This is a genomic window from Rathayibacter sp. AY1F9 (assembly GCF_002932155.1).
Taxonomy (GTDB): Bacteria; Actinomycetota; Actinomycetes; order Actinomycetales; family Microbacteriaceae; genus Rathayibacter.
Map to the genome: position 1 here is coordinate 161771 of NZ_PSVA01000001.1, position 26059 is coordinate 187829.

Consider the following 26059-nt stretch of genomic DNA (forward strand, 5'->3'; position numbering starts at 1 on the left):
ATCGAACACCGTCGTCCTTTCGGGGGCCCCGGCGGGGGCGGATTCCCCGATGCTAGACGATCGGCGGACGCCCGGCGAACGCCATCCGGAGCACCGTGCGGGCCGAGAGGGCGCGCCGGCCGCCCGGATCCGAGCGCCATCCCTCCCGCCAGCCGGCGAACCAGGCGCGCAGGGCGGCCGGGTCGCGCCGCCAGCGGAGGCACTGGATCGCGGTCCAGGACCCCACGTAGACGAGCGCCAGAGGTGCGGCGAGGTTGCGGCGGGCGAGCCAGACGCGGTTGCGCGCGTTCAGCCGGTAGTAGTCGGCGTGACGGGTCGGCTGGATGACCGGGTGCTGGGCGACGAGCTCTCCCGCGTACCAGGCGGTGCGGCCCGTGTCCCAGACCCGCCAGGCCAGCTCGATGCCCTCGTGGGCGTAGAAGAACGGAGCCGCCCAGCCGCCCGTCCGGGCGAACACGTCGCTCCGCAGCACGACCGCTCCCTCCCAGACCGAGAAGACGGGGCCGGAGCGGCGGGGGTCGCCCTTGAGGATCCGCGGGATCCAGCGCCTTGGGCTCGGCGTGCCGTCCGTGCTGTCGACGCGGGGCTGCACCAGGCCGATGCGGCGGTTCGAGGCGAGCAGCGCGATCGCGTCGACGAGGAAGCGGGGAGACGGGATCCGGGCGTCGTCGTCGAGGAAGAAGAGGTACTCCCCCGCGACGGCGTCGACTCCGGCGTTCCGGCCCGCGGGGATGCCGAGGTTCTCGGGCAGCGCCAGGGCGCGCACTCCCTCGGGCAGGCCGTCGGGCTCCCAGCCGTTGCCGACGCAGACGACGTCCAGCTCGACGCCCTCCTGCGCGAGGACGCCGGCCAGCCCCGCGGCGAGGTCGTCGGGCCGGGTCCCCTGCGTCAGGACGACGACGCCGACCCGCGGCTCAGGAGCGGACACGCTTGGACGCCATGATCGCGACGAAGTGGCCGACCAGGGCGAGGAGGGCGAGCGGCAGCAGCGCCCCGACGAGGACCCGGTCGGCCGTGCCCGCTCCGACGACGAGGCCCACGAGGGCGGTCGCGAAGGCCAGCATCGTCAGCTCGACGGAGTGGTAGAGGCGGTGGAAGGGCAGGAAGCGGGCCGCGCGGCGAAGCCTCGCCAGCCCGGACGAGGACGGCGCAGCCTCACCCTTCGTGTCCGCCAGCTTCGTGAGACCGGCGTTCGCACGCGCCACGTGCACCATGTCGTTGAGCGCCTTGTTGAGGACGATCACCAGGGCCAGGGCGAAGCCGATCGTGGTCCAGAGGAAGTCCGCCGGCGCCTCGAACGGGACGCCCGCCGCCCGCAGCCCGAGCGCGATCGGGATCAGCGCCTCGGTCGTGTAGTGCCCGACCTTGTCGAGGAACACGCCCGCCGGCGAGGACGTGCGGCGCCAGCGCGCGACCTCGCCGTCGCAGCAGTCCACCAGCATCTGCAGCTGGCCGAGGAGCAGCGCCAGCGCCGCTCCGGCGATCCCCGGGATCAGGAGGGCTGCCGCCGCGCTCCAGCCGACCAGGATCATCAGCCCGGTGACGCCGTTCGCCGAGATCGAGGTCTTCAGCAGCAGCCAGGTCAGGTAGGGCGAGAAGCGGCGCAGGTAGAGCGACGCCGTCCAGTGCTCGGCGTTGCGGCGCCCGCGCACCTCCGGGGGCTGCGCGACGGCGCGCAGCTCGGCGATGGAGCGGGGTCTCGTCGTCGTGGTCATGCGCCCCTCGGCGAGTCGGACCGCGGCTGGTGGCGGTGGGCGGAGATGTTGCTGGTCAGCCCGGCGAAGCCGAGCACGAAGCCGGTCCCCCAGGCCACGTGGACCGCCGGGATGACCACGGCGAACCACAGCATCGCACGCGCGCCGTCCGGCCGCGCGACCACGAGAGTGGCCGCCGCCACCAGGAGGAGGTAGGCGGCGGGCACCGCGAACCCGAGCAGGAGCCAGGGCGCGGCTCCGGCGAGCGCCTGGACGACTCCCGCCAGCCCGACGAGCAGCCCGATGGCGAGCATGGCGACGAGCACGGGCGGAGCGAAGTAGCGCAGCGACCGCGAGGCCGGGAACATCCGGGTGAGCTCGCCGCGCCACATCCCGGTCGAGAGGAACTGCCGGAGCAGCGCGCGCATCGAGGGCCGCGGCCGGTAGGTGACGGTGAGGCGCGGAGTGAACCAGACGACCTCGCCGCGCTCGCGCAGCCGCCGGTTCAGCTCCCAGTCCTGCCCGCGCTTGAAGCGCTCGTCGAACAGGCCGGCGCGCTCGAGGGCGGAGCGGCGGAAGACGCCGAGGTACACCGTGTCGGCCGGGCCCTCCTCGCCTCCCACGTGGTGGGGCGTGCCGCCCAGGCCGATGCGGGAGCCGTACGCCCGGGCGACCGCGCGCTGGAACGGGGTGAGGCCCTCCGCCGCCATCACTCCGCCGACGTTCGCCGCTCCGGAGCGCTGCAGCGCCTCGACCGCCGTGCGCGCGTACTCGGGCGGCAGGACGGAGTGCGCGTCGACCCGGACGACGACCGGGTGGCGCGAGGCGCGGATCGCGGCGTTGAGGCCCGCAGGAGTGGAGCCGACCTCGTTCGGCACGACCCGGATCCGCGGATCGGCCGCGCTCAGCTCGGCGACGAGCTCCTCCGTGCCGTCGATGCTCGGGGCGACGGCGAGGACGACGTCGAAGGGGCCGGTGTAGTCCTGGTGCAGCAGCGAGTCGACCGCGGCGCGCACGTGGGCGACCTCGTTGAGGACGGGCATGACGTAGGAGACGCCGGGCAGGTCGGAGAGGTCGTCTTCCGGGATCTCGTGCTGCATGGGTCCAGTTCGTGCGGGAGGAGCGCGGGCGCAGGGATCCACCACCCTACCAGCGGGGAGCGCCGCGCCCCGGGCCGGGCCCGGACGCGGAAAAGCCCCCCGGGGACGGATCCTCGAGGGGCTGTGCGCGGCGGCGGAGCACAGCCCCCCGGGGACGGATCCTCGAGGGGCTGTGCGCGGCGGCGGAGCACAGCCCCCCGGGGACGGATCCTCGAGGGGCTGTGCGCGGCGGCGGAGGGTCAGCCGGCGGCCATCTGGCCGAGCGTCGCCTTCGCCTGGTAGCTCTGGCCGTTGCGGACGTAGGTCAGCTCGACCGCGGCGTTCGCGGCCTGCGCGCGGACCTGCGCGGTGAGGTCGGACGCGCTCGTGATCGGAGTGCTGTCGATCGCGGTGATGATGTCGCCCTTGGCGAGACCGGCCGCCTGCGCGGCACCGCCTCCGGAGACCTCCTCGATGCGGGCGCCGAGGACGTCCGCGGTCGAGTCGGAGACGCTCGCGCCGAGCAGGCCGTGCGAGGCGGAGCCGTTCGCGATGATCTCCTTCGCGATGCGCTCGGCGATCGCGCTGGGGATCGCGAATCCGACTCCGATGTTGCCGGACTGGCCGCTCGAGGAGGACTGGCCGGCGCTCGCGATCGCGACGTTCACGCCGATCAGCTCGCCGTCGCTGTCGAGCAGCGCGCCGCCGGAGTTGCCCGGGTTGATCGCCGCGTCGGTCTGGATGACGGGCAGCGAGATGGTGCTCTTCGCCTGGGTCGGCGCCTGCTGGCCCGGGATGTCGAAGTTGAACGGGCTCTCGGTGCCGCCGCTCGAGCTGTCGCCCGAGTCGTCCGGAGCCGCCGAGGAGGCGACCTGGATGCTGCGGTTGAGCGCGCTGACGATGCCGTCGGTCACGGTGCCGGAGAGGCCGAGCGGGGCGCCGATGGCGACCGCCGTGTCGCCGACGTTGATCTTGGTGGAGTCCGCGAACGTCATCGGGCTGAGGTCGGTCGCGCCGGTCAGCTTGATGACGGCGAGGTCGAGGGTCGGGTCGGTGCCGACGACGGTCGCGTCGAAGATCCGGCCGTCGCTGGTCGTGACCGAGACGGTGCCGTTCGCGATCTCGCCGTCGAGGGTGACCACGTGGGTGTTGGTCAGGACGTAGCCGTCCTTCGAGAGCACGATGCCGGAGCCGGTGCCGGCGGACGAGCTGCCGCTCACCGCGATGGTGACGACGCTCGGAGTGGCCTTGGCGGCGACCGCGGTGGCGGTCGTCGCGTCCTCGGCGTTGTTGACCGTGATCGTCTGCGAGCCGCCGGCGGAGACCACGCGGGTCCCGCCGCCGTTGGAGGCGGACCAGAGGCCGAACACGCCGGCTCCCGCGACTCCGCCCACGACCGCGCCGATGGCGAGCGCCGCGACGACGCCCACTCCGGCTCGGCGCTTCGTGGCGGTGGGGGCGGGGGTGTACTCGGCGCCCGGGCCGAAGGGGCTCGAGGAGGGCGGCTCCTCGGAGCCGTGCAGGGTGTTCGCGGCGGGCGGCGCGTACTGCCCGTAGCGGGCGGGCTGGGAGACGGGCTGCGCCTCGTTGCCGGCCGTCGCGTTCGGCGTGTACGGCGGCTGGGGGGCCGAGGAGGAGGGGTAGGGGACGGTCGGGTTCTCGCTCTCGCGGTGCGCTCCGCCCCGGTGGATCGGCTCGGTGGGCCCGGTGGTCGAGGACGACGCTCCGGAGCTCTCGCCGGGGGTGCGCTCGGTCGCCTCTCGGGCGCCGGACTCCGTCGGCGTGGTGGGTTCCTCCGGCTGACGAGGACCCTCGTGACTCTCGGTCATGGGTGCTGCTCCTTCCAAGCGGGGATAGCTTGGCGATCGTACCTGGGGGTTTCTTATGACGGGCCTGCGAGCGGGAAATGAAACCGGCCGGACTGCTCGAGCGGGCACACTGGGCACGTGAGCATTCCCGGATCCTGGTCGCGCGCCGCGGCGGGCGCCGGCCTCCTCGGCCCCGGTGGCGAGGTCGCCGCCACCGTCTTCAGCGAGATGAGCGCGCTCGCCCTGCGCACCGGAGCGGTGAACCTCGGCCAGGGCTTCCCGGACGAGGACGGCCCGCGCGAGATCCTCGACGCCGCGCGCGACGCCATCGCGTCCGGGCTCAACCAGTACCCGCCGGGTCCCGGCTTCCCCGTCCTGCGCGAGGCGATCGCCGCGCACCGGCTGCGCTTCTCCGGGATCTCCCTCGACCCCGACGGCGAGGTCCTCGTCACCACGGGCGCCACCGAGGCCCTGGCCGCGGCTCTGCTGGCCCTCCTCGAGCCGGGCGACGAGGTCGTCACCTTCACGCCCCACTACGACGCCTACGGAGCCCTGATCGCCCTCGCCGGAGGGGTGCATCGCACCGTGCTCCTGCGCGGCCCCTCCTTCGCGGTCGACCACGACGAGCTGACCGCCGCAGTGAGCGACCGCACGCGCGTCATCCTGGTGAACGACCCGCACAACCCGACCGGTGCCGTCCTCCCGGCCGAGACCCGCGAGCTGATCGTGCGGCTCGCCGAGCGGCACGACGCCGTGATCCTGACGGACGAGGTCTACGAGCACCTGCGCTTCGACACCCCGCACGTCCCGCTGGCCTCCCTTCCCGGAGCCTTCGAGCGGACGCTGTCCGTCTCCTCGGCGGGCAAGACCTTCAGCACCACGGGCTGGAAGATCGGCTGGGTGACGGGCCCGCGCGAGCTGATCACGGCCGTCCTCGCCGTGAAGCAGTTCCTCACCTACGTCAGCGGCTCGCCGTTCCAGGGGGCCGTCGCCCTCGGGCTCGGGCTCCCGGACGCCTTCTTCACCGGCGCGGCGCAGACTCTTGCGGCCAAGAAGGACCTGCTGTCGGCGGGCCTGGCTGCTGCGGGCTTCGGCGTCGCGCCCTCCTCGGGCGGCTACTTCGTCGTCGCGGACGCGGCACCGCTCGGCTACGACGACGGGGTCGAGCTCTGCCGGGCGCTCCCGGATCTCGCGGGAGTGGTGGCGGTGCCCGTGTCGGCGTTCTGCCGCCCCGAGGACGCCGCTCCCTACCGCTCGCTCGTCCGCTTCGCCTTCTGCAAGCGGTTCGAGGTGCTGGAGACCGCGGTCGCGGGCCTCGCCCGCATGGCGCGCTGAGGAGCCGGCCTCAGCGGATTCGGTCGGATGCCCAGCGCCGTCGGGCCGGGGGCGGCGGTCAGAGCGGCAGCACCCGGAAGCGCCGCAGCGCCAGAGCGGGGTTCTTCGCGCGCGCCGCGTCGATCCGCTCGCGCGAGACCCAGGCGACGGCGACATCCTCGACCTCGCCGAGGGTGACGGTCTCGACGCCCATCGGATCGACGATCATGCTCGTGCCGACCCCGATCGGCGGGGTCTGGTCGGCTGCGACGAGGTACACCGTGTTCTCGAGCGCGCGGGCGGTGACCAGCGTCCGCCAGTGCGCCTCCTTGAGCGGGCCGCGCACCCACTCGGCCGGTGCCGCGATGACGTCGACCCCGGCGTCGACCAGCCAGCGGCTGACCTCCGGGAAGCGCAGGTCGTAGCAGGTCTGCAGCCCGACGACGAGGCCGCCGACCTCGAACGTCTCGGGTGCGGCGATCTCCCCCGCGGCGACCCACTCCGACTCGGTCTGGCCGAAGGCGTCGTACAGGTGCAGCTTGCGGTAGCGGGCCACGAGCGCGCCCTCGGGGTCGAGCGCGACGAGCGTGTTCGCGATGCGGCGCCCGTCCACCGCCTCGACCATGCCCGCCACGAGGTGGATCCGGAGCTCGCGCGCGAGGGCCGCGAGAGCCGTGACGAACGGGCCGCCGAGCGCCTCGCCCGCCGCGACCAGCTCGGGCCCGAGCGGATCGGTGAAGGCGGAACTGTACTCCGGCAGCACCACCACGCTCGCGCCGCGCTCGGCGGCGATCCGGGCCAGGCGCCCGATCGTCGCGATGTTCGCCTCCCGGTCCGTCGAGGGGGCGAACTGCGCCACGGCCATGCCGACGGCGCCGGTCATCAGCTCGGCGGGTAGAGGAAGAGGGCGACCTGGGAGGCCGGGATGGTGCGCTTGTGGTACGCGTGGTCGTTGCCCCAGTTGTACTCCTCGAGCGAGACCGTGCCGTCGGAGTTGACGGCCTGCACGTAGGCGACGTGGTTGCCGGTGAACCAGGCGACCGCGCCGGGGACGGGCGTGCTGCTGGTCACCCAGCCGTGTGAGGCCCACTGGCCGGCCCACGCGTAGGCGCTGCCTCCGCCCGGGGTCATGTTGCCCCAGGTCCACTTGAAGGGTGCGCTCGTCGAGCCCTGGTCGCGGTTGATCCGCCAGGCGACGAAGTCGACGCACTCGCGGTAGTAGTACCGCAGCGGCGAGAGGCCGCCGCCCTGGTCGTCGGTGAGCTGGTCGCGCCAGGGGTAGTCGTCGCCCTCCTCGCGGGGCGTGACCGAGGTGCTGGTGCCGCCGCTGCCTGCGGCGGCGCCGTCCGCGCCGGTCGTGCCTGCCGCGGCCTGCGCCTCCTGGGCGAGGCGGGCGGTCTCGGCGTCGCGGGCGGCCTGCTCGGCGGCGGCGAGCGCGCGCGCCTGGGCGGCCGCCTCGTCGAGCTGGGCCTGGGTCGGTGCGGTGAAGGAGTCGCGGATGACCTGCTCCTGGACCGCGGTCGGCGCAACGGTGAGCTTCTGGTTGCCGAGCGCCTGCACGCGGGCGGCGGCCTCGACGGCGGCCTGCGAATCGGGTGCCGGGTCGAAGGAGTAGGCGGGGAGCGCGGAGACCGCCACGAGGCCCGCGATGGCGGCGAGGGCGACCGTGCTGACGGTCGCGCGGAAGACACGGCCCCGGCGGCGCCGCACGGGGCGGACGGGCGTGAGGACCGGAGTGGCGACGCGTGCCGCGGGCAGCGCGTGCGGCGCCTGCCGCGGGCTCCGCCGGGTCGGGCGGTCGCCGAGCCCCTCGTTCGAGCCGTCGTCCCCGCGTTCGTCCCTCACAGCAGCACCCCTCGCATCGGGGTCGAGCCTAACGTGCGGGCCGGTCCGGCACACGCGTCGGCGCGGAGCGTCGGGAGGCCGGTCCGCGGATGCGGGTCGCGCGAGACCGGCTCGCGGTCGGCGGCGCCGCAGGCGGATCCGACGGTGACGCGGACGGGCGACCGGAGTAGCGTCCGGAGCGGAGCGGGCGCGACGGTGCGGCCGCGGGACGGAGGACGGCGATGATCCGGAGCGAGAGGGCCTTCAGCGGCTTCAGCGTGGACGACGTGGAGGCGGCGCGGGCCTTCTACGGCGGAGTGCTCGGGCTCGAGGTCGAGCTGAACGCGATGGGGATCCTCGACATCCGGCTGCCGGGCGGAGGCCGCGCGATCGCGTACCCGAAGCCGGACCACGAGCCGGCGTCGTTCACGATCCTGAACTTCTCGGTGGAGCACGTCGACGCGGCGGTCGCCGAGCTGCACGCGGCAGGCGTCACCACGGCGATCTACGACGACCCGTCGCTGCCGACCGATGCGGACGGAGTGATGCGCGGCCACGGGCCGACGATCTGCTGGTTCCGCGATCCGGCGGGCAACGTGCTGAGCGTGATCGAGGGCGACTGAGGTCTCGGCCCGCGCACTGTCAGCCGCGGGAAGCACGTCCGCGACCCGTGTTAACGACGAAAGCCGGCCCTTCTCAGGACCGGCTTTCGCTTTCTTGTTGCGGGGGCAGGATTTGAACCTACGACCTCTGGGTTATGAGCCCAGCGAGCTACCGAACTGCTCCACCCCGCGGCACAAGAAGAGACATTACACGCGTTCCGGCGCCGGTGCAAATCGACGCGGCGGTGGGAGCGGGCTCCGGTCTCAGGCGGGCTTGGCGGCGCGCAGCACGGCGCTCCCGTCCACGCTCAGCCCGACCGCCGTCAGGGCGGCTGCGAGCTCGGACGAGGTGCGCGACCAGGTGCGGACGTCGGCGCCGACGGGAGCGGACGACGACGGGGCGACGAGCACCGCTCCGCCGGGGGCGACGAACCACTCCACCAGCCGCGCCCACTCCTCCAGGTCGGGGAGCCACGAGACGACGCCGGCGCTGCAGAGCACGACGTCGAACGAGTCGGGCTCCGGCAGCATGTGCCGCAGCTCGTAGAGGTTCGCGCAGACGAAGCGGGCGGAGCCGGCGAGGTCCCTGTCCGCGGCGGCGGCGCGTGCTCGGCGCACCGCGGGCATCGAGAAGTCGACACCCACCACGCGGGCGCCGCACTCGGCGAGCTCGAGCGCGTCGAGCCCGTCGCCCGAGCCGAGCTGGAGGATCCTCGGACCGGGGTCGAGGAGCGCCGCGGTGACGAGCTCCGGGTGGAGCGCACCCTCGCCGGTGCGCTCCTCCCAGTACGTGCGGTTCAGCTCGAGCCACTCCCCCGAGCGGAGGTGCTCGCCGCGGTCGACCTGCACCATGCGGGCTACTGGCCGCCCTCGGCCTGCAGCGCCCGCGAGAGCGCCTCGGTCAGCTGCTCGTCCGCCGCCGCGAAGGCGGTGAGGTCGCCCGCCTTGAGGGCGTTCTCGCGAGCCGTGAGGGCGTCCCGCGCGTCGTTCAGCGCCTGCTGCAGCGCCGTCTGGTCGCCCGTGGCCGGCGTGGAGCCGGTGCCGCCGGTCGTGCCGCCCGCGTCGCCTCCGGTGTCGCCGCCCGAGGTGCCGGTGCCGGCGTCCGGAGTCGTCGGCGTGCCGGTGTCGCCCGCGTCGGCTCCCGAGTCGCCGCCGAAGAGGCTGTCGAGGGCCGCGTCGAGGGTGTCCTCGAAGGCGATGTCGTCACCGAACGCGACCAGCACCTTCTGCAGGAGCGGGAAGCTCGTGTCTCCGTTGGAGCGCACGTAGATCGGCTGGACGTAGAGCAGGCCGCCGCCGACCGGCAGCGTGAGCAGGTTGCCCCTCGTGACGGTGGTGTCGCCGCGGGAGAGGATGTTCAGCTCGTTCGCGACCGTCGGGTCGGTGGTGAACGCGTTCTGCACCTGGCCGGGGCCGGGCACCGTGTCGTCCTTCGGCAGCTCGAGCAGGCGGAGCGTGCCGTAGCCGTCGGCCACGGAGCCCGCCGTCGAGCCGGCGTCGGAGTCGGCCACGAGGTAGCCGGTCAGCACGTTGCGGCTGGCCTGCGCGCCCTGGACGCTCGCCGGGATGTACGTCGAGTAGAGCGAGTACGACGGCACGTCCTGATCCGGCGTCTGCAGCGTCAGGTAGTACGGAGGCTGCAGGCTGGTGCCGGTCGCGGCGGCCGTGGTCGCGGCTCCGCTCGTCGGGTCGTTCGGCGTCGCCCAGGCGTCCTCGCGGGAGTAGAAGGAGCCCGCGTCGGTGACGTGGTAGGTGCCGAGGACCGCGCGCTGGACCTTGAAGAGGTCCTCCGGGTACCGGACGTGGCTGAGCAGCTCGCCCGACATGTCGCTCACGGGCTTCACCGTGGTCGGGAAGATCTTCTGCCAGGTCTGCAGGATCGGGTCCTCGGTGTCCCACGCGTAGAGCGTGACGCTGCCGTCGTACGCGTCGACGGTCGCCTTCACCGAGTTGCGGATGTAGTTGACGTCGTCGGTCGGGAACTGCTGCTGCGTGTTCGTGTCGGCGATCGCCTGCGAGAGGCTCTGCACCTCCGAGTACGGGTAGTCGGCCGAGGTGGTGTACCCGTCGACGACCCACTTCACGCGGCCGTCGACGACGGTCGGGTAGGCGTCGGAGTCGAGCTTGAGGTACGGCGCGACCTTCTGGACGCGCTGCACGGGATCGCGGTCGTAGAGGATCTGCGAGTCGTCGTTCACGCCGTCCGAGAGGAAGATCTGCTCGGACTGGAACTTGATCGCGTAGACGAGCTTCTTGAAGACGTTGTCGAGAGCGGGGCCGCCCTCGCCGTCGAAGGTCGTGTAGGTCTGCTGCGCGCCGTCGGTGCCCGAGGGGTAGTCGAGCTCGATGTCGCGCGAGTCGTTGCCGCCCACGATCGAGTACGGCGGGGAGTTCTCGCCGAAGTAGATCCGCGGCTCGTAGTCGCCGAGGTCGCCCGTCGTCGGGACACCGGACTCGATGAACACCGGCTCTCCGTCGGCCGAGCGCTGGTTGCCGTACGCGGCGACCAGGCCGTAGCCGTGTGTGTAGACCAGCGTCTGGTTGTACCAGGTCTGGTTGGTGCCGAGGCCGTTGAGGTTCAGCTCGCGGACGCCGACCACGGCGTCCTGCGTCGATCCGTCGATGGAGTAGCGGTCGACGTCGAGCGCGTTCTGCGTGTCGCCGAACTTGTAGTACTGGCGGAACTGCTGCAGCTGCGAGAACGCGTCGGTGACGACGGCGGGGTCGAGGATGCGGATGTTCGCGGTGGTCTCGGCGTCCGAGCGCAGGGCGCCCGGCTCCGCGTCCGTGGTCGCGTCGTAGGGGATGACGTCGACGTCGCTGACGCCGTAGGCCTGGCGGGTCATGTCGATGTTGTTCTGGATGAAGGGCTGCTCGAGCGTGCGCTCGTTGGGCTCGACCTGGAACTTCTGCACGATCCACGGGTAGAGGGAGCCGACGAGCAGGCTCGACGCGATCAGCAGCGCGGTGCCGATGACCGGGAAGCGCCAGCGGCCGATGAAGGCGGTGACGACGAAGAGGATCGCGACCAGCGCCGCGATGCCGGCCAGGATCTGCAGGCCCGGGATCGTCGCGTTGACGGTGGAGTAGGTGGCGCCGGTGATGCGGGGCCCCTGCTGCGCGAGCGTCGCGTACTGGTCGAGCCAGAGGCTGACCGCCTGCACGGCGAGGTAGAGGGCGGCGATGACCGCCAGCTGGATGCGCGAGGCCTTCGAGATGCGGATCTCGCGGCCGTTCACCCGGATCGCTCCGTAGAGGTAGCCGGTGGCGAGGGTCGCGAACGCTGAGATCAGCAGGACCGCCGACGCGAAGCCGACGATGCTCTGGTAGAAGGGCAGCTCGAAGAGGTAGAACGACGTGTCGAGGCCGAACTGCGGATCCGTGGTGCCCGAGGGCGTGCGGTTCCAGAAGGTGAGGCTCGTCTGCCAGCGGGTGGCGGAGGAGACGCCGGCGAAGAGGCCGAGCACCGCGGGGATCCCGAAGGTGGCCAGGCGCCGCAGCGGCTCCACGACCTGCTGGTATCGGTCGATCTGCGAGTTGAGCTTCGCGTAGACCGGCCGGAGGCGGTACGCCAGCATCAGGCTGATGAACACCGGCACCGCCATGGCGACGAAGCCGATGACGAAGAGACCGCCCGCCGCCGCCCACTGCGTCGTGAGCACGGAGAGGAAGCCGAGCTGGTCGTACCAGAGGATGTCGGTGTACAGACCGGCGAAGACGAAGAACGCCACCACCAGGACGGCCACCACCACGACAGTGACGGCGAGGACGCTCCGTCTCTTCCGCGGCGGGGTTTCGGTTGCTGTGGAACTCACGTGAGGGCCTCTTGCTGTCGAGATGTGAGGGGAGGCCACCCATGCTATGCGACGGCTGTCCGGCTCACCTGGGCGTCGACCCGGGGTCGGCGGGCGGGATCAGTCGAGGGGAGCGGCGGTGCTGCAGTCCGGCAGCCCGGAGGTGTCGCCCGCGGCGATGCCCTTCAGTGCGGCGAGGGCGTCGTCGAGGGTCGAGACCGCGAGCACGTCGAGCCCGTCGGGGACGTGGCCGACGACCTCGTTGCAGTTGGTCGCGGGGGCGAGGAAGTACTCGGCTCCGGCGCCCTCCGCCCCGTAGAGCTTCTGGCGGATCCCGCCGATGGCGCCGACCTCGCCGGCCGCGTCGATCGTGCCGGTCCCGGCGACGCTCCGCCCGCCGTTGAGCTCGCCCTCGGTGAGCTTGTCGATGATCCCGAGGGCGAACATCATGCCCGCGCTCGGCCCGCCCACGTCGTCCAGCTGGATGTCGACCTCGAACGGGAAGTCGAAGGCCGCTCCGGGGAGGACGCCGATGACGGCGGCGCCGTTCGAGTCGCGCGGCGTGACCTCCACCTCCTGCCGGACGCCCTCGCGCTCGATGCTGACCTGCACCGGGGAGCCGGTGCCGAGGGTCTGCAGGGTCGCGCGCAGGGCGGTCGCGTCGGCGACCGGGGTGCCCGCGACCGCGAGGATCTCGTCCCCCGCCTCCAGGACGCCCTCGGCCGGGGAGCCCTCGGGCACCTGCACGACCGAGACGCGCTGCTCGACGGGGTAGCCGAGCTCGGTGAGCGCGGCGGCGATCGCCTCCTGCTGGGAGTCGGTCATCTCGGCCTGGTTCGCCTCGTCGCGCTCCTCGACCGTGGAGGAGGGAGGGAAGATCGCGTCGACCGGGACGACCGCCTTGGTCCTGTCGAACCAGGCGCTCGCGACCTCGACCCAGGTGGGCAGGCTCTGCGGGTTGCCGACGACCGACACGGTGAGCATGTCGAGCGTGCCGGCCGTGGGATAGGTGGTGCGGTCCGGGATCGAGATGAGGGGCACGTCCTTGCTGCTGCCCAGGGTGTCGAACACGGGGCCGGGCTGCTCGATCACGTAGGGGGCGGGCGCGACGCCCAGACCGACCACGACGGCGACACCCGAGAGGAGGACGACCGGTCCGACCCACGGGCGGCGCGGGGAGGAGGAGGGGCGCGGGTCGTCGGAGAACAGCGACACGGGGGCCTTTCTGGCAACGGGTGGAGCGGCTCCGCCGGGATGTTCGCGGCGGGCGGAAGCGGGCTGGGCTCGAGCGGTGCTCTGCACGCCGAGGCCCCGGGCGCTCGGGCTAACGTAGCTTGCACGACTGGGAGTCGCGCCGGAACCGGCGCCCTGTGCAGGGCCGCGGAGGCGGTGCGGCGACCGGATTCACGTGAGCGACGGAGGGCTGATCCCGATGGCCGATGGCGACAGTGCGGACCGAGCGGGCGGCGGCTCCGAGGACGAGTTCCGGGAGATGCTGCGGCAGTTCCTCTCGGGGAACGGCCCGGTCGACCCCTCGCAGCTCGCCGGAGCGGCGGGACTGCCGAACGACCCGGTGGCCCTGCAGAACCTGCTCTCGCAGCTGCAGAGCGCGATGCAGCAGAACGGCGACGGCGGCGTCAACTGGACGCTCTCGCTCGAGCAGGCGAAGCAGCTCGCGCGCGCCGAGTCCGCGCCGGTGTCCGACTCCGTGCGGGCTCCGATCGAAGCGGCCTTCGGCGTCGCCGCGCTCTGGCTCGACGAGGTCGCGTACGTCTCCGAGCTGAGCCGCACGCCGCGCTCGATCAGCCGCCTCGAGTGGATCTCCCTGACGATGCCGGTCTGGAGCCAGCTCGCCGAGCCGGTGGCGCTGAGCATCTCGGACGCGCTGACCCGCGTGCTCCGCGAGCAGGCCCCGGAGGAGATGCAGGCGATGATCGCCGGTGCCGAGGGCATGATGCGCGGGATCGGCGGCACCCTGTTCGCCCTGCAGCTGGGCCAGGTCGTCGGGCAGCTCGCCGCCGAGGTCGTCTCGGGCGGCGACATCGGCATCCCGCTGCTGGAGGAGAACGACGCGGCGATCCTGCCGCAGAACGTCGCCGCGTTCGGCGAGGGCCTCGACATCCCGCTGGACCAGGTGCAGCTGTACCTGGCGGTCCGCGAGCTCGCGCACGCCCGCCTCTTCCGGCACGGCAAGTGGCTCCGTCTCGCTCTCATCTCGCAGATCACCGACTTCGCGCGCGGGATCAGCATCGACACCACCCGCCTCGAGGAGCTGGCCGAGGGCTTCGACCCGTCGAACCCCAAGGAGCTCCGCGACGCGATGACCTCCGGCGCGCTCATCCCGCCGAAGACGGAGGAGCAGCTCGCCGCGCACGGCCGCCTCGAGACCGTCCTCGCCCTCATCGAGGGGTGGGTCGACGTCGTCACCGCGGCGGCGACCACCCGCCTGCCCAGCGCCGGGGCGATCGCCGAGACGGTCCGCCGCCGCCGCGCCTCCGGCGGCCCGGCCGAGTCCGCCTTCGCGACCCTCGTCGGCCTGGAGCTGCGCCCGCGCCGCCTCCGCGAGGCCGCCGCGATGTGGCAGGCCGTGACCGACGCCGTCGGGCCCGAGGCCCGCGACTCCCTCTGGTCGCACCCCGACCTGCTCCCCGGCTCGGAGGACCTGGACGACCCGAGCGCGCTCGTCGCCCGGCTCACGGCCGAGGCCCGCGGCGAGACCCCGGAGCCCGACGAGATGGACCGCGCGCTGGAGGACCTGCTGAACGGCACGATGCCGCGCGAGGGCGACGGCGCCTCCGGAGACGCTCCGGACACGACCGACGACGCCGGCTCGCCGGACGACGACGACCGCGGCTCCTCCCCCACGGGCGACCGCCCCGTCTGACCCCCCGTCCGGCGCCCGCCTGTGGACAACTCGCGCGGCGCCGGGCCGGTCTCGGCCATGATCGCCGGATGGTGCTCCGGCTCGATCCCCGACTCCCCCTGCTCTGGCGCTCCGCGACCGCGGTGCAGCTCGGCCTCGACCGGCCGCACGCGGTCCTGGACGGCGTCGGCTACCCGGAGGAGCTGCTGCTCGACGCCCTCCGCGTGGGCACCAGCGCCGGCACCGTCCGCCTGATCGCGGCGCGCGCCGGAGCGAGCGAGGCGCGTGTCGACGAGGTGCTCGAGGCGCTCCGGCCAGTCCTGCTGCGCAGCGTCGAGCCCGGCCCTCCCCCGGCACCGCGGGTCGTCGTCGAGGGGACGGGCGCGGCACCGGACGCACTGCGCACGCTGCTCCGGAGCGAGGGCTGCTCGTTGCTCGCCGACGACGGGACGCCGGACCTCGCCGTGCTGATCGCCGACTTCGCGGTCGCCCCCGCCCGCGCCGCGCACTGGCTCGCGGCCGATGTGCCGCACCTGGCGGTGGTGTTCGGCGACGAATCGGTGCGCCTCGGACCCCTGGTGGAGCCGGGGTCCGGACCGTGCCTGCACTGCGCCGAGCGGGACCGGATGGACCTCGACCCGGATCGTGCGCGCCTCGTGATCCAGGTGCTCGGCCGCACGGCCCCCACCCGCACGCCGCTCGCGAGCGCCGCGATCGCCGTGGCGGCCGCCGACGCCGCGCTGCGGCGGCTGCTCGCGGGCTGGCGAGGGCTCCGCGGGGCCGAGCGGATCTACAGCGACGCCTCCGGAGCCTTCACCGTGCGGGAGCGGGAGCCGCACCCCGAGTGCGCGTGCCGAGCTCTTCGAGGAAGCGCGACGGCTCCCTCCGCGTGACGCGGCCGACCGTCGAGCGCGCCCACGAGAGGCGCAGGCGCCGGCGGGCCCGGGTGATGCCGACGTAGAGGAGGCGCCGCTCCTCGTCGATCGCCTCGAGGCCGGCGGCGTACGAGATCGGCAGCAGGCCCTCGGCGAGCCCCATCAGGTGCACCGACTCCCACTCGAGGCCCTTCGCCGAGTGCAGCGTGGCGAGGGTGACCGCGCCGCGGTCCGGCTCGTGGTGCACCTGCTGGCGTGCGATCAGGTCGTCGGTGAACTGGCGGAAGGTCCATCCGGCAGGGGCCTCGTCGACGAGGCGGGCCAGCGTGTCCAGCGACTCCCACCGGTCGCGCACCGCACCGGGCGCAGACGGGGGCTCGGCGCTCCAGCCGAGCGAGCGGAGGACGTCGCTCACCGACTTGAACAGCGGCTCGCCGCTGATCGACACGGACGCCGCGCGCAGCTGCATCACGGCCTGCTTCACCTCGGGCAGGTCGAAGAAGCGCTTGCCGCCGCGCATGTGCGCGCTCACTCCCCGCTCGTGCAGGGCGTGCTCGATGACCGCCGACTGGCTGTTGGTGCGGAAGAGGACCGCGATGTCGGAGGGGCGCACCCCCGCCTCGATGTCGGCCGCGACCCGCGCCGCGATCCCGCGCGCCTCCGCGATGTCGTCCGGGTAGGCGTCGATCGCGGGCTCCGGCGCCTCGGCGGCGGCGACGGCGTGGAGCGAGAGGGCGCCGGGCCTGCCCCGCATGAGGCGGTTCGCGGTCTGCACGATCGGCACGGCCGAGCGGTAGTTCTCCTCCAGGCGCACCACGGTGGCGGCCGGCCAGCGGGACGGGAAGTCGAGGAGGTAGTCGGCCCGCGCACCCGCGAAGGAGTAGATGGTCTGGCTGGCGTCGCCGACGACGCAGAGGTCGCTCCGGTCGCCGAGCCAGAGCTCCAGGAGCCGCTGCTGCAGCGGCGAGACGTCCTGGTACTCGTCGACGACGAAGAAGCGGTACTGCTCGCGCACCTGCATCGCCATCGCAGGCTCGGACTCGAGCATCCCGGCGGTCACGAGCAGGACGTCCTCGAAGTCGATCTGGCGGCGCTGGTCCTTCAGCCCCTCGTACTCGTCCACGAGCGCGACCGTCTGCTCCAGGGTGAGCCGTCCGGGCAGGGGGCGCGTGCGGGCGGCGACGGCGTACTGCTCGAGCGAGAGGGCGGACACCTTCCGCCACTCGATCTCGGCCGAGAGGTCGCGGAGCGTCGCCGTGTCGAGCTTCAGGCGGAGCCGCTCGGCCGCGTGCCCGAGCAGGCGCGCCTTGCCGTCGAGCAGCTGGGGCATCGTGCCCCCCACCAGCTGCGGCCAGAAGTAGCCGAGCTGCGAGAGGGCGGCGGCGTGGAAGGTGCGGGCCTGGACGCCGCCGGCGCCGAGCACCCGCAGGCGCGAGCGCAGCTCGGCCGCGGCGCGGCTGGTGAAGGTCAGGGCCATGACGCGACCGGGCGTGTAGACGCCGGTCGCCACTCCGTGCGCGATGCGGTGCGTGATCGTCCGGGTCTTGCCCGTGCCCGCTCCCGCGAGGACGCAGACCGGCCCCAGCAGCGCCTCCGCCGCCTCGCGCTGCCCCTCGTCGAGTCCGTCGAGCAGGGTCACGCGATCGGGCCGTTCTCCAGCTCGCCTCCGTACCAGTCCTCGATCATCGCGCGGGCGATGGACGAGCGGCCGGGCAGCAGCACGGACTCGAGCGAGTCGTGCAGCTGCTGCCGGGTGAACCAGCGCAGCTCGACGATCTCCTCGCCGTCCGGGAGCAGATCCTCCGGGGACTGGTCCTCGGCGAGGCGGGCGGTGAAGCCGACCATGAGGGAGGCGGGGAAGGGCCAGGGCTGCGAGCCGAGGTACTGCGGGTCGACGACGCGCATGCCCGACTCCTCGCCGATCTCGCGGATCACGGCGGCCTCGAGCGACTCGCCCGGCTCGACGAAGCCGGCGAGCAGGGAGAAGCGGCCGGTGCCCCACATCGCGTTCGAGCCGAGGAGGAGGCGGTCGTCCGCGTCGAGGACGCAGACGATGATCGCCGGATCCGTGCGCGGGAAGACCTGGCTGCCGTCGGTGGGCGAGCGGCGGACCCAGCCGCCCTGCTCGACGACGGTCGGGTCGCCGTTGCGGGGCGAGTAGCCGTGCGAGGCGTGCCAGTTCGCGATGGCGAGAGCCTCGGTGAAGAGGCCCGCGTCGCGGTCGCTCAGGCGCTCGGCGATCGGGCGCAGGCCGCTCCACCGCTCCTCGTCGGGCTCGAGCTCGGCGGCGGCCGCGTCGGTGAGGACGGTCGCGATGACGGGGGTTCCGACCGGCTCGCCGGGGGCCTCGGCGAGCGTGCGGCCGAGGTAGATCCGGAGGGTTCCGGCGGTCACGTCCTCGGGGCGGCGCAGGACGAGGCGGTCGGCCTCGACCAGAGTCCGGTCGTGGTGCAGGACGAGCACGCGGGTGGCGGGATCGGCGAGCAGCTCGTCGAAGAGCGCGGGCCGTGAGCGTCCGACGCCGTCGCGGTCGGCCGCCTGTCGCGAGAGCGGGAGGCGATCGGCGAAGGGCAGTGACATCCGGGGCTCATTTCGTGACGGGGGCCGCGAGGACCGCTGTCGCGGGCCTTCGACGGCATCGGCGGGACAGCGCGTGGCGGCGGGCCGGCCGGGCACGAGCCGCCTACCCTGGAAACCATGGCCAGATCCCATCTCACTCTAGCCGCGCTGGCCACCTCGGCCGTCGAGGGCCTCGACGTCCGCTCCGCGCGCCCCTTCACCTCCTCGACGCACGGCGACTTCGACTCCGCCCTGCTGACGACGCGCGAGGGCGCCCGCCTCGTCGTGCGCGTGCCCACGTCCGCGCTCGCGGAGCAGGAGCAGCTCGGCGACCTCGTCGCGCTCCGGGCGCTGACCGCCGGCATCCGCAGCCGCCTGCCCTTCGATCTGCAGGAGAGCGTCGGGCAGACGCCGTTCGACGGCACCCGCGCGGTCGTCTACGAGTACCTCGAGGGAGATCGCGTCCTCATCGACGACGTGGCCGCGCAGAGCGGGCTCGCGGACTCGATCGGCCGGGCCATCGGGGCGATCCACTCGCTCCCGGTGTCCTTCGTCCAGGAGGCGGGCCTGCCGATCGCGACCGCGCGCGACAGCGTGAACGAGACGGTCGCGGTGATCGAGCGCGCGGCCGACACCGGCCACGTCCCGGCGGCGCTCGTCGCGCGCTGGGAGTCGGCCTCCTCCGACGAGGCGCTCTGGCAGTTCGACCCGACCGTGGTGAACGGCTCGATGACCGCCGACTCCTTCCTCCGCTCGGGCGACGTCGTCGCGGCCGTGCTCGGCTGGGCGGCGCTGCGGGTCGGCGACCCGGCGCGCGACCTGCACTGGCTGCTGAGCGCCCCGGGCTCGGAGACGGCGCTCTCCGCCTACTCCCGGATGCGCGCGGGAGCAGTGGACCGCACGATCCGCCAGCGCGCCCAGCTCTACGCCGAGCTCGAGCTCGCCCGCTGGCTGCTGCACGGCACCGAGACCGACGACTCCGCCATCGTGGACGACGCGGTCGCCATGCTCGACACGCTGGTCGACAGCGTGCTCGGCGACCTCTCCGCGCCCCTCTCGACCGACACCGGCCCGGTGCTGGAGGTCTCGGAGGTCGAGGAGCTGCTCAACCGCACGCCGGGAGCCCGCACGGACTCCTCCGCTCACGGCCGCGGGCTCGCTCCCGTCGCCGAGGAGAGCGACTCCGCGAGCTCGCGCTCGGAGTAGAACCGCTCGGGCCGCAGCACGAGGTCGTCGGCGACGAAGTAGAACACGGCGTCGACGCTCTCGAGCGGCACCCCCCGCCAGCGCGAGTAGGCGAGCCGGTACAGCGCGAGCTGGAACTGCTTGAGCTCGAGGTCGGCGGCGTCCTTCGGCGCCCGCCCGGTCTTCCAGTCGACGATCTGCACGCCGTCCTCCGTCGGGTACACCGCGTCGAGCTTGCAGACGACGACGTGGCCGGCGAGCTGGAGGTGGATCTCGATCTCGACCGCCTCCGGGCGCCGGTCGGCCCACTCCGAGCGCTCGAAGATGGCGATCAGGGCGTCGAGCCGCTCCTGCTCGACGCTCGTGGGGCCGGCGTCGTCGAGCTCGTCGGGGAAGGTGTCGACCGCCTCCGCCCCGCCCTGGACGCCGAAGCGGTTCTCGACCCAGGAGTGGAAGGTCGTGCCGAGCCGGGTCTGCCGGTAGGGGCGCTCCGGCATCGGCCGGCGCAGCTGCGCCGCGACCTCGTCCGGCGTGCTGACGATGTCCTTGAACCGGGAGGCGGGGATGCGGGTGGGCAGCGGCGTGCGCTCGCCCCCGGCCAGCCGCACCGCCCGCTCGGCGAGCAGCAGGCGGATGTCGTCGCCGCGCGCCCCCAGCAGAGCGGGCTCGGCGCTGCGGACCCGGGCGGCGGCGGCGCGGACCCGGTCGCCGCGGGAGCCGAGCGGATCGTGCGGCCAGCGGAACGTGCGCGGGGCCCGCTCGAGCGGGTTCTCCTCGTTCGCGGGCTCGGTCGGCAGCGGCGGGATCGTGCCGGCCTCCTCGAGGTCGCGGAGGAAGACGCCCGGTCCGCGCGGCTTGGCCTGGCCGGCCCACCACGAGCCGCTGAGCAGGAGGTGGTGACGCGCCCGCGTGACGGCCACGTAGGCGAGACGCCGCTCCTCCGCCTCGTTGCGCTCGCGGAGGGTGTCGCCGAACGCTCCGATCGCGTCGACGACCTCCTTCTGCGTGCTGCAGCCGCGCCAGGCGAGATCGGGGAGCTCGGCGGCGTCGCCGCGGAACGCGTAGGGCATCGCGCCCAGTCTGACCCACCCGCGGAAGCCCTCGACCGGCGCGCCGGGGAGCTCGCCGTCGACCATCCGCGGGACGGCGACGAGGTCCCACTCCAGACCCTTGGAGCCGTGGATCGTCAGCAGCTGCACCGTCCCCGGTTCCGGGTCCTCCGGTCGCGGGGCCAGGCCGTCGCGCTTGTCCGCGAGGACGAGCCAGCGGAGGAATCCGCGGAGGGAGGAACCGGTGCCGGCGCCGCGGTCGTCCGTCTGCAGGTACCCGGCCACCGCCTCCCGGAAGGCCTCGAGGTTGGCGCGGCCGTCCCCGCGCGACTCGTTCGCCTCGACCTCGATGTCCAGGCCCAGCTCCTGCTCGACCAGGGTGACGAAGTCGAGGAGGTCGAGCCCGGCCCGGGCGCGCAGCCGGGCGAACAGGGTGCCCGCCTCGTGCAGGCGCCGCAGGCCCTTGGCGCTGAACCCGCCGAGCGCGGAGTGGTCGATCCGCCCGTCGTCGCCGGGGCGGCGCGCCGCGATGAAGTCGAGGGCCTCGACGATCGAGCCGCCCTCTCCCTCGGTGACGGACGCGCGCATCCGCTCGCGCACCTCCTCCGGGAGCAGCCGGTGGGCGTGGTCGCGCGCCGCGAGCCACGAGGCGAGGTCGCGCAGCGCCTTGAGGTCGCGGACGCCCAGACGCCAGCGGGCGCCGGCCAGGAGGCGGACGAGCTCGCTGCCGGCGGCCGGGTCCTCGACCACGGTGAGTGCGGCGACGAGGTCGGCGATCTCGGGCTGCCGCAGCAGGCCCCCGATGCCGAGGATGTGGTACCGGACGCCGTGCTTCGCCAGCGCGGCGGCGAAGCGGTCCATGTGCGCGCGCACCCGGAAGAGCACCGCGGCCGACGGCGGCTCGGCGTTCTCGCGCAGCCGCCCGGCGAACCAGGCGGCGACGTCGTCCGCCTCCTCCTCGATCGTCTCGGGAAAGGTGAGCTCGACCGGGTGCTCGGAGGCCTGAGGCCCCGCGCTCAGCGTGTCGACCGCGACCGCGCTCCCCGCCGACAGCGGCTCCACGATCGCGTTCGCGGCGGTCAGCACGCGGCGGCCGTTGCGCCAGCTCGTGCTGAGGGAGAAGCGGCCCGCTCCCCCGAAATCGGTGCCGAAGCGGCCGAGCCCCTCGGCGCTCGCACCGCGCCAGCCGTAGATCGACTGGTGCGGGTCGCCCACGGCCATCACTCCCTGCCCGGCGAAGAGCCGCGAGAGGAGGCGGGTCTGCAGCACGGAGGTGTCCTGGTACTCGTCGAGGAGCACCACCCGGTACCTCGCGCGGTGCTCGTCCACGATCCGCGGCACCCGGTCGACGATCCGCAGCGCGAGGGCCACCTGGTCCGAGAACTCGACGAAGCCGCGCTCGGCCTTCGCCTCCTGGAACCGCTCGGCGAGCGCCGTCAGCACCGGCAGCGCGCCCACGGCCTGCAGCGCCTTCTCGAGCTCGCGGTAGAGACCCGAGCCGCTGCCTCCGCGCGGCAGCTCGCCCAGGCGGAGGAAGTCCTCGGCGAACGCGGCGACCGCGGCCGGATCGGCGAGGTTGTCGGCGAGGTCGTGCGCGAGCGAGACGACGAGGTCGGTCAGCCGGTCGATCCCCGCCTCCACCTCGAGGATGCGCGGATCGGCCGTGTCGGCCACGACTCCCCGCGCGAGATGCCAGGCGGAGGCCTCGGAGAGCACGGTCGCGTCCCCCTCGCGGCCGATCAGGGCGGCGTTGTCGCGGAAGATCGTGTTCGCGAAGGCGTTGTAGGTCGAGACGGTGGCGGCCTCGAACGGGTCGGGCGCCGACTGCCCGGGCGCGAGCGGGAGCAGGCCCGCTGCGCCGAGCTGGTCGATCCTCCGCCCGATGCGCTCGCCGAGCTCGGCCGCCGCCTTGCGGGTGAAGGTGAGGCCGAGCACCTCCGACGGCGCCGCGTGGCCGTTCGCGAGGAGCCAGAGGACGCGGTTGGCCATCGTCTCGGTCTTGCCGCTGCCGGCACCGGCGACCACGAGGGCCGGCTCGAGCGGCGCCTCGATGACGGCGCGCTGCTCGGCGGTGGGCGGGCGCAGGTCGAGGCGCTCGGCGATGGTCAGGGCGTCGATCACGGAAGCTCCTCCTCGGAGACGGCGGAGGGGTCGGGGTCGGCGGGGCCGGAAGGATCGGCCGGCGCATCGGGATCCGGCTCCTCGGAGTCCTCCAGGTCCTCTGTCTCGTCGACCTCGTCGATCGCCAGGAGGCCGTCCCCCGGGACCTCGGGTACCGCGTGGATGCGGTACCGCAGGGCATCGCCGGGGGAGAACGGGGTCGCGTCGAGCAGGCCCGAGAAGCCCGCCGCCGCCATGCCCAGGGCCGCGGCGCGGACGCGATCGCGCAGCCGCTCCAGCTCCTCCTCGCCGAAGCGCTCCTGGACCACCTCGCGGTACGGCTTCCCGCGCACGCCCGTCGCCACGAAGAGCAGCTTCGCGCCTCCCCCGTCGGCCGGGTCGGCCGCCTCGATCGCCCCTTCGGCGACGGCGAGCTGATAGCTGCCCAGCTGCGCGTGCTCGGCGATGTCGTCCTTGCGGGGGGTGCTGCGGCCCGTCTTGAGATCGACGATCGTGACGGAGCCGTCGGCCGCGCGCTCGACGCGGTCGATCGAGCCCCGCACCCGGGCGGGCGGGACGTCGAGCTCGAACTGCTGCTCGCGGCCGAGCACCACGCCTCCCCCGCGCTCGAAGTCGGCGAGGTAGCCCGCGAGGCCGTCGATCAGCCGCCGTGTGACGCGCTTCTGCCGCTCCCCCAGCCAGGGCGACTCGAAGACCAGCTCGGGCCACCGCGACTCGAGAGCCGCCCACAGCTCCTGCGGATCGGGCCGCTCGGCGTTCTCGAGGACCCAGTGCACGAGGGTGCCGACCCCCATCGCCGTGCTCGTCGTGGAGCCGGAGACGGCGTCGACGAACCAGTCCAGAGGGGACCGCTCGAAGGCCTCGAGGCGGCTCGGCGAGACGGAGACGGGACGCTCGGGGTCGCCGACGTCGAAGAGCGGCTCCGTGGTCGAGGGCTCGAGCACCCCGGACCAGGAGGAGGGGTCGGCGCCCGGGACCTCCGCGAGCGCCAGGGCGCTGAGCCCTCGGATGGCGGCGGGAGCCTCGGTCGAGTCCGGCGTGGTGGCGGTCCGGCGCAGCGCCGCCACCGCCCCGCGCAGCGTGAGCGGCACCGCGGAGGCCGGATCGAGCCGCGGCGCGTCCGGCGGAGTGAGCCGGAAGAAGAGGGAGGGCGTCTCGTCCTCGCCCGCGACGGCGCTGAGCACCAGCTGCCGCCGAGCGCGCGAGGCGGCCAGTACGAACATCCGGAGCTCGTCGTCGAGAGTGGCCTTGCGGGCGTCGAGCGGCAGTCCGCCCTCGCCGCGGGCGTGCCGCAGCAGGCCGTCCGGATCGAGCAGCGAGCCGCGCTGGCGGAGGTTGGGCCAGACGCCGTCCTGCAGCCGCGCCACCACCACGACGTCGAACTCGAGGCCGACGACGGAGGAGGGCGTGCCGATCAGGACTGCGTCCTCGACGGAGCGCGGAGCGAGAGTGTCCTCGGGGACCTCCGCCTCGAGGATCTCGGTGACGAAGCCGATCGCGGAGTGCCCGGTCGCCCGCTCCACGAACCGGCGCGCGGCGCTGAAGAGGGCGACCACGCCGTCGAGGTTGCGGTTGGCCTCGGCGGCGGTCAGGCCGGTGCCGAGGGCGAGCTCGCGCCAGGAGGACGCGACGCGGCTGGACTCCCACGCCGACCACAGGAGCTCCTCGATCGAGCCCCCCTCCTCGTGCAGGCGGCGGACCCGGTCGATCGTCACGGCCAGCCGCTCGGCCTGCCGGGCGGGAGCGGAGTCGATGGTCGCGAATCGGCCGGGCGCGGCGAGGGCCTCGACCAGCAGCGGGTCGCTCGCGCGGATGCCGCCGCCGGCCAGCTCCTCCGCCCGGAGCGCGAGCCGGAGCCTGCGCAGCCCCAGCCGGTCGACCCCGCCGAACGGGCCGAGCAGCAGCTCCGCCGCGAGCTCCGCATCGAGGGGCCGCTCGCCGATCGCGACGCCGACCAGCACGAGCAGCGCCCGGGCCGCGTGGTCGTCGCGCAGCGCCCGCCCGGCGAGCACGGAGCGGGTCGGCACCTCCGCCACCGCGAGCGCCTTCACCAGCGGCTGGACCGCGGCTCCGGAGCGGACGACGACCGCCATCCGCCGCCACGCCACTCCGTCGCGCAGCCGCCGCTCGCGCAGCAGCCGCGCCACCGTCGCCGCCTCGCGCGCCGCCGTCGGGGCGTGCAGCACCAGGACGGGTGCCGGGCCCGCCTCGGGGGCCGGAGCCGCGACCGCCGCCCGCTGCCGGCCGGCCGCCGCGGTGCCGATCCGCTCGGTGGCCGCCGACACGACCGCCCGCAGCGCGGCCGAGTGGCGGTGCACGCGCACGAGCACCAGCGTCTCGACGTCGGACGCGCCGATGCTCGTGGCGAACCGGCCGAGCGTGTCGGAGGCCGCGCCGCGGTAGGCGCTGGTCGCCACGTCCGGGTCGCCCAGCGCGATCACGGTCACCCCGCGCTCCGTCAGCGCCCGCAGCAGCACGAGCGTCGACTCGCTCGCCTCCTGGAGGTCGTCGACGACGACGAGGCGCAGCGCGTCGATCCGCTCGCCGCCCTCGCCGGCGCGGATCGCCTCGGCCGCGTAGGCCGCGAACTCCGCCGCGTCCAGACGGGTGCCCGCCTGGGGCGCCATCCACTCGACCACCTCGCGCAGCTCGTCGAGCACGTCGGCCGCCGCGCTCCACTCCCCTCGCTCGGCGTCGACCCCGAGGGCGCGGATCGCGTCCGAGTCGAGCCCGTGCTCGGTCGCACGCATCCCGAACTCGCGGAGCTCGGTCCGGAAGGTCCGCAGCCGCAGCACCTCGGGGCTGAACTCCTCCGGCCACCGCGGGCCGGTCCCCTCCTCGAGGTGGCCCTCGACGAGCTCCGACAGGAGTGCGTCCTGCTCGCCGCCGGTCAGGAGGGTCGGCCGCTCGAGGCCGCGCTCCTTGGCGGAGGAGGTGACCGCCTCGAACGCGAGCGAGGTCGCGGTCCGGGCGAGCGGGCCCCGGGTCGGCACTCCCAGCCGCAGGGCGAGCACGTCGCGCAGGGCGGTGGCGGCGGTGCGGCTGGCCACGAGCACCACGACCGACTCGGGCGGGTACCCCCGCTCGAGGACGCGCTCGGCGACCAGCTCGACGACCGTCGTGGTCTTGCCCGTCCCCGGCGCCCCGAGCACGGCGGCGCTACGGCCCTCGGGCAGCGCGAGCACCGCGCGCTGGGAGTCGTCCAGCACGACCGCGGGCTCGCCCGGGATCGCCTCGCCGACGGAGGCTGCGGTGGAGGGAGCGGGGGTCGCGGGAGCGGTCACACGACCAC

18 protein-coding genes and 1 tRNA gene are annotated in these 26059 nt (G+C 73.9%); 5 read left to right on the forward strand and 14 right to left on the reverse strand.

Annotated elements, in window-relative coordinates:
- Window positions 1-52: 52 nt before the first annotated feature.
- The 4 genes from C5C37_RS00805 to C5C37_RS00820 form a co-directional block, all read right to left on the reverse strand.
- Window positions 53-928 carry a glycosyltransferase family 2 protein gene (locus tag C5C37_RS00805; protein WP_104338270.1) on the reverse strand — a complete coding sequence of 292 codons (876 nt, stop codon included), beginning with the start codon at window positions 926-928 and terminating at the stop codon, window positions 53-55.
- Window positions 915-1715 (reverse strand): CDP-alcohol phosphatidyltransferase family protein, encoded by an 801-nt coding sequence (locus C5C37_RS00810; protein WP_104226956.1) that lies wholly within the window; start codon window positions 1713-1715, stop codon window positions 915-917. The genes C5C37_RS00805 and C5C37_RS00810 overlap by 14 nt, the downstream gene beginning before the upstream one ends.
- The gene (locus tag C5C37_RS00815; RefSeq protein WP_181127337.1) at window positions 1712-2794 is read right to left on the reverse strand and encodes a glycosyltransferase family 2 protein; all 1083 of its coding nucleotides are present in this window, start codon (window positions 2792-2794) and stop codon (window positions 1712-1714) included. The genes C5C37_RS00810 and C5C37_RS00815 overlap by 4 nt, the downstream gene beginning before the upstream one ends.
- A 239-nt stretch (window positions 2795-3033) precedes the next feature.
- Window positions 3034-4602: a S1C family serine protease gene (locus tag C5C37_RS00820; RefSeq protein WP_104250126.1), complete on the reverse strand. Its 1569-nt coding sequence runs from the start codon at window positions 4600-4602 to the stop codon at window positions 3034-3036.
- Window positions 4603-4719: 117 nt separating this feature from the next.
- Between C5C37_RS00820 and C5C37_RS00825 the strand changes: the two genes are divergently transcribed.
- Window positions 4720-5916 (forward strand): aminotransferase class I/II-fold pyridoxal phosphate-dependent enzyme, encoded by a 1197-nt coding sequence (locus C5C37_RS00825; protein ID WP_104333356.1) that lies wholly within the window; start codon window positions 4720-4722, stop codon window positions 5914-5916.
- Between the two features lie 58 nt (window positions 5917-5974).
- On the opposite strand, the gene C5C37_RS00830 is transcribed toward C5C37_RS00825, so the two are convergent.
- Together C5C37_RS00830 and C5C37_RS00835 are read right to left on the reverse strand one after the other, a co-directional pair.
- A complete protein-coding gene (locus C5C37_RS00830) occupies window positions 5975-6778 on the reverse strand; it encodes a carbon-nitrogen hydrolase family protein (protein ID WP_104338271.1) in 804 nt (267 codons plus the stop codon).
- On the reverse strand, window positions 6778-7740 hold the full coding sequence (locus tag C5C37_RS00835) for a CHAP domain-containing protein (protein WP_104262670.1): 963 nt from the start codon (window positions 7738-7740) through the stop codon (window positions 6778-6780). The genes C5C37_RS00830 and C5C37_RS00835 overlap by 1 nt, the downstream gene beginning before the upstream one ends.
- Window positions 7741-7961: 221 nt before the next feature.
- On the opposite strand from C5C37_RS00835, the gene C5C37_RS00840 reads away from it, so the two are divergent.
- Entirely contained in the window at window positions 7962-8342 is a 381-nt protein-coding gene (locus C5C37_RS00840; protein ID WP_104338272.1) for a VOC family protein, read from the forward strand.
- A 97-nt stretch (window positions 8343-8439) separates the two neighbouring features.
- Here C5C37_RS00840 and C5C37_RS00845 read toward each other — a convergent pair.
- The 4 genes from C5C37_RS00845 to C5C37_RS00860 all read right to left on the reverse strand — a co-directional run bounded on the left by C5C37_RS00845 (window position 8440) and on the right by C5C37_RS00860 (window position 13330).
- Window positions 8440-8513: transfer RNA gene (locus C5C37_RS00845), tRNA-Met, on the reverse strand.
- Between the two features lie 72 nt (window positions 8514-8585).
- A complete protein-coding gene (locus C5C37_RS00850) occupies window positions 8586-9173 on the reverse strand; it encodes a bifunctional 2-polyprenyl-6-hydroxyphenol methylase/3-demethylubiquinol 3-O-methyltransferase UbiG (protein WP_104272709.1) in 588 nt (195 codons plus the stop codon).
- A 5-nt stretch (window positions 9174-9178) separates the two neighbouring features.
- Entirely contained in the window at window positions 9179-12136 is a 2958-nt protein-coding gene (locus C5C37_RS00855; protein WP_181127338.1) for a UPF0182 family protein, read from the reverse strand.
- A gap of 99 nt (window positions 12137-12235) precedes the next feature.
- Window positions 12236-13330, reverse strand: a complete 1095-nt coding sequence (locus tag C5C37_RS00860; protein WP_104233183.1) for a PDZ domain-containing protein — start codon at window positions 13328-13330, stop codon at window positions 12236-12238.
- A 217-nt stretch (window positions 13331-13547) separates the two neighbouring features.
- On the opposite strand from C5C37_RS00860, the gene C5C37_RS00865 reads away from it, so the two are divergent.
- Both C5C37_RS00865 and C5C37_RS00870 read left to right on the forward strand, forming a co-directional pair.
- Window positions 13548-14999 (forward strand): zinc-dependent metalloprotease, encoded by a 1452-nt coding sequence (locus C5C37_RS00865; RefSeq protein ID WP_104338315.1) that lies wholly within the window; start codon window positions 13548-13550, stop codon window positions 14997-14999.
- Between the two features lie 68 nt (window positions 15000-15067).
- Window positions 15068-15871, forward strand: coding sequence for a hypothetical protein (locus tag C5C37_RS00870; protein ID WP_104247825.1), 804 nt, complete (start codon window positions 15068-15070; stop codon window positions 15869-15871).
- On the opposite strand, the gene C5C37_RS00875 is transcribed toward C5C37_RS00870, so the two are convergent.
- Window positions 15792-17492 carry an ATP-dependent helicase gene (locus C5C37_RS00875; protein WP_104224836.1) on the reverse strand — a complete coding sequence of 567 codons (1701 nt, stop codon included), beginning with the start codon at window positions 17490-17492 and terminating at the stop codon, window positions 15792-15794. The genes C5C37_RS00870 and C5C37_RS00875 overlap by 80 nt on opposite strands.
- Window positions 17489-18433: an NAD(+) diphosphatase gene (nudC, locus tag C5C37_RS00880; RefSeq protein ID WP_104261196.1), complete on the reverse strand. Its 945-nt coding sequence runs from the start codon at window positions 18431-18433 to the stop codon at window positions 17489-17491. Before nudC ends, C5C37_RS00875 begins: the two co-directional genes overlap by 4 nt.
- Window positions 18434-18550: 117 nt before the next feature.
- Between nudC and C5C37_RS00885 the strand changes: the two genes are divergently transcribed.
- The gene (locus tag C5C37_RS00885; RefSeq protein WP_104338273.1) at window positions 18551-19618 is read left to right on the forward strand and encodes a phosphotransferase; all 1068 of its coding nucleotides are present in this window, start codon (window positions 18551-18553) and stop codon (window positions 19616-19618) included.
- Here C5C37_RS00885 and C5C37_RS00890 read toward each other — a convergent pair.
- Window positions 19555-22767, reverse strand: a complete 3213-nt coding sequence (locus C5C37_RS00890; protein ID WP_104338274.1) for an ATP-dependent DNA helicase — start codon at window positions 22765-22767, stop codon at window positions 19555-19557. The two genes, C5C37_RS00885 and C5C37_RS00890, sit on opposite strands and share 64 nt — an antisense overlap.
- On the reverse strand, window positions 22764-26051 hold the full coding sequence (locus C5C37_RS00895; protein WP_258073990.1) for an ATP-dependent DNA helicase: 3288 nt from the start codon (window positions 26049-26051) through the stop codon (window positions 22764-22766). Before C5C37_RS00895 ends, C5C37_RS00890 begins: the two co-directional genes overlap by 4 nt.
- Window positions 26052-26059 lie beyond the last annotated feature (8 nt).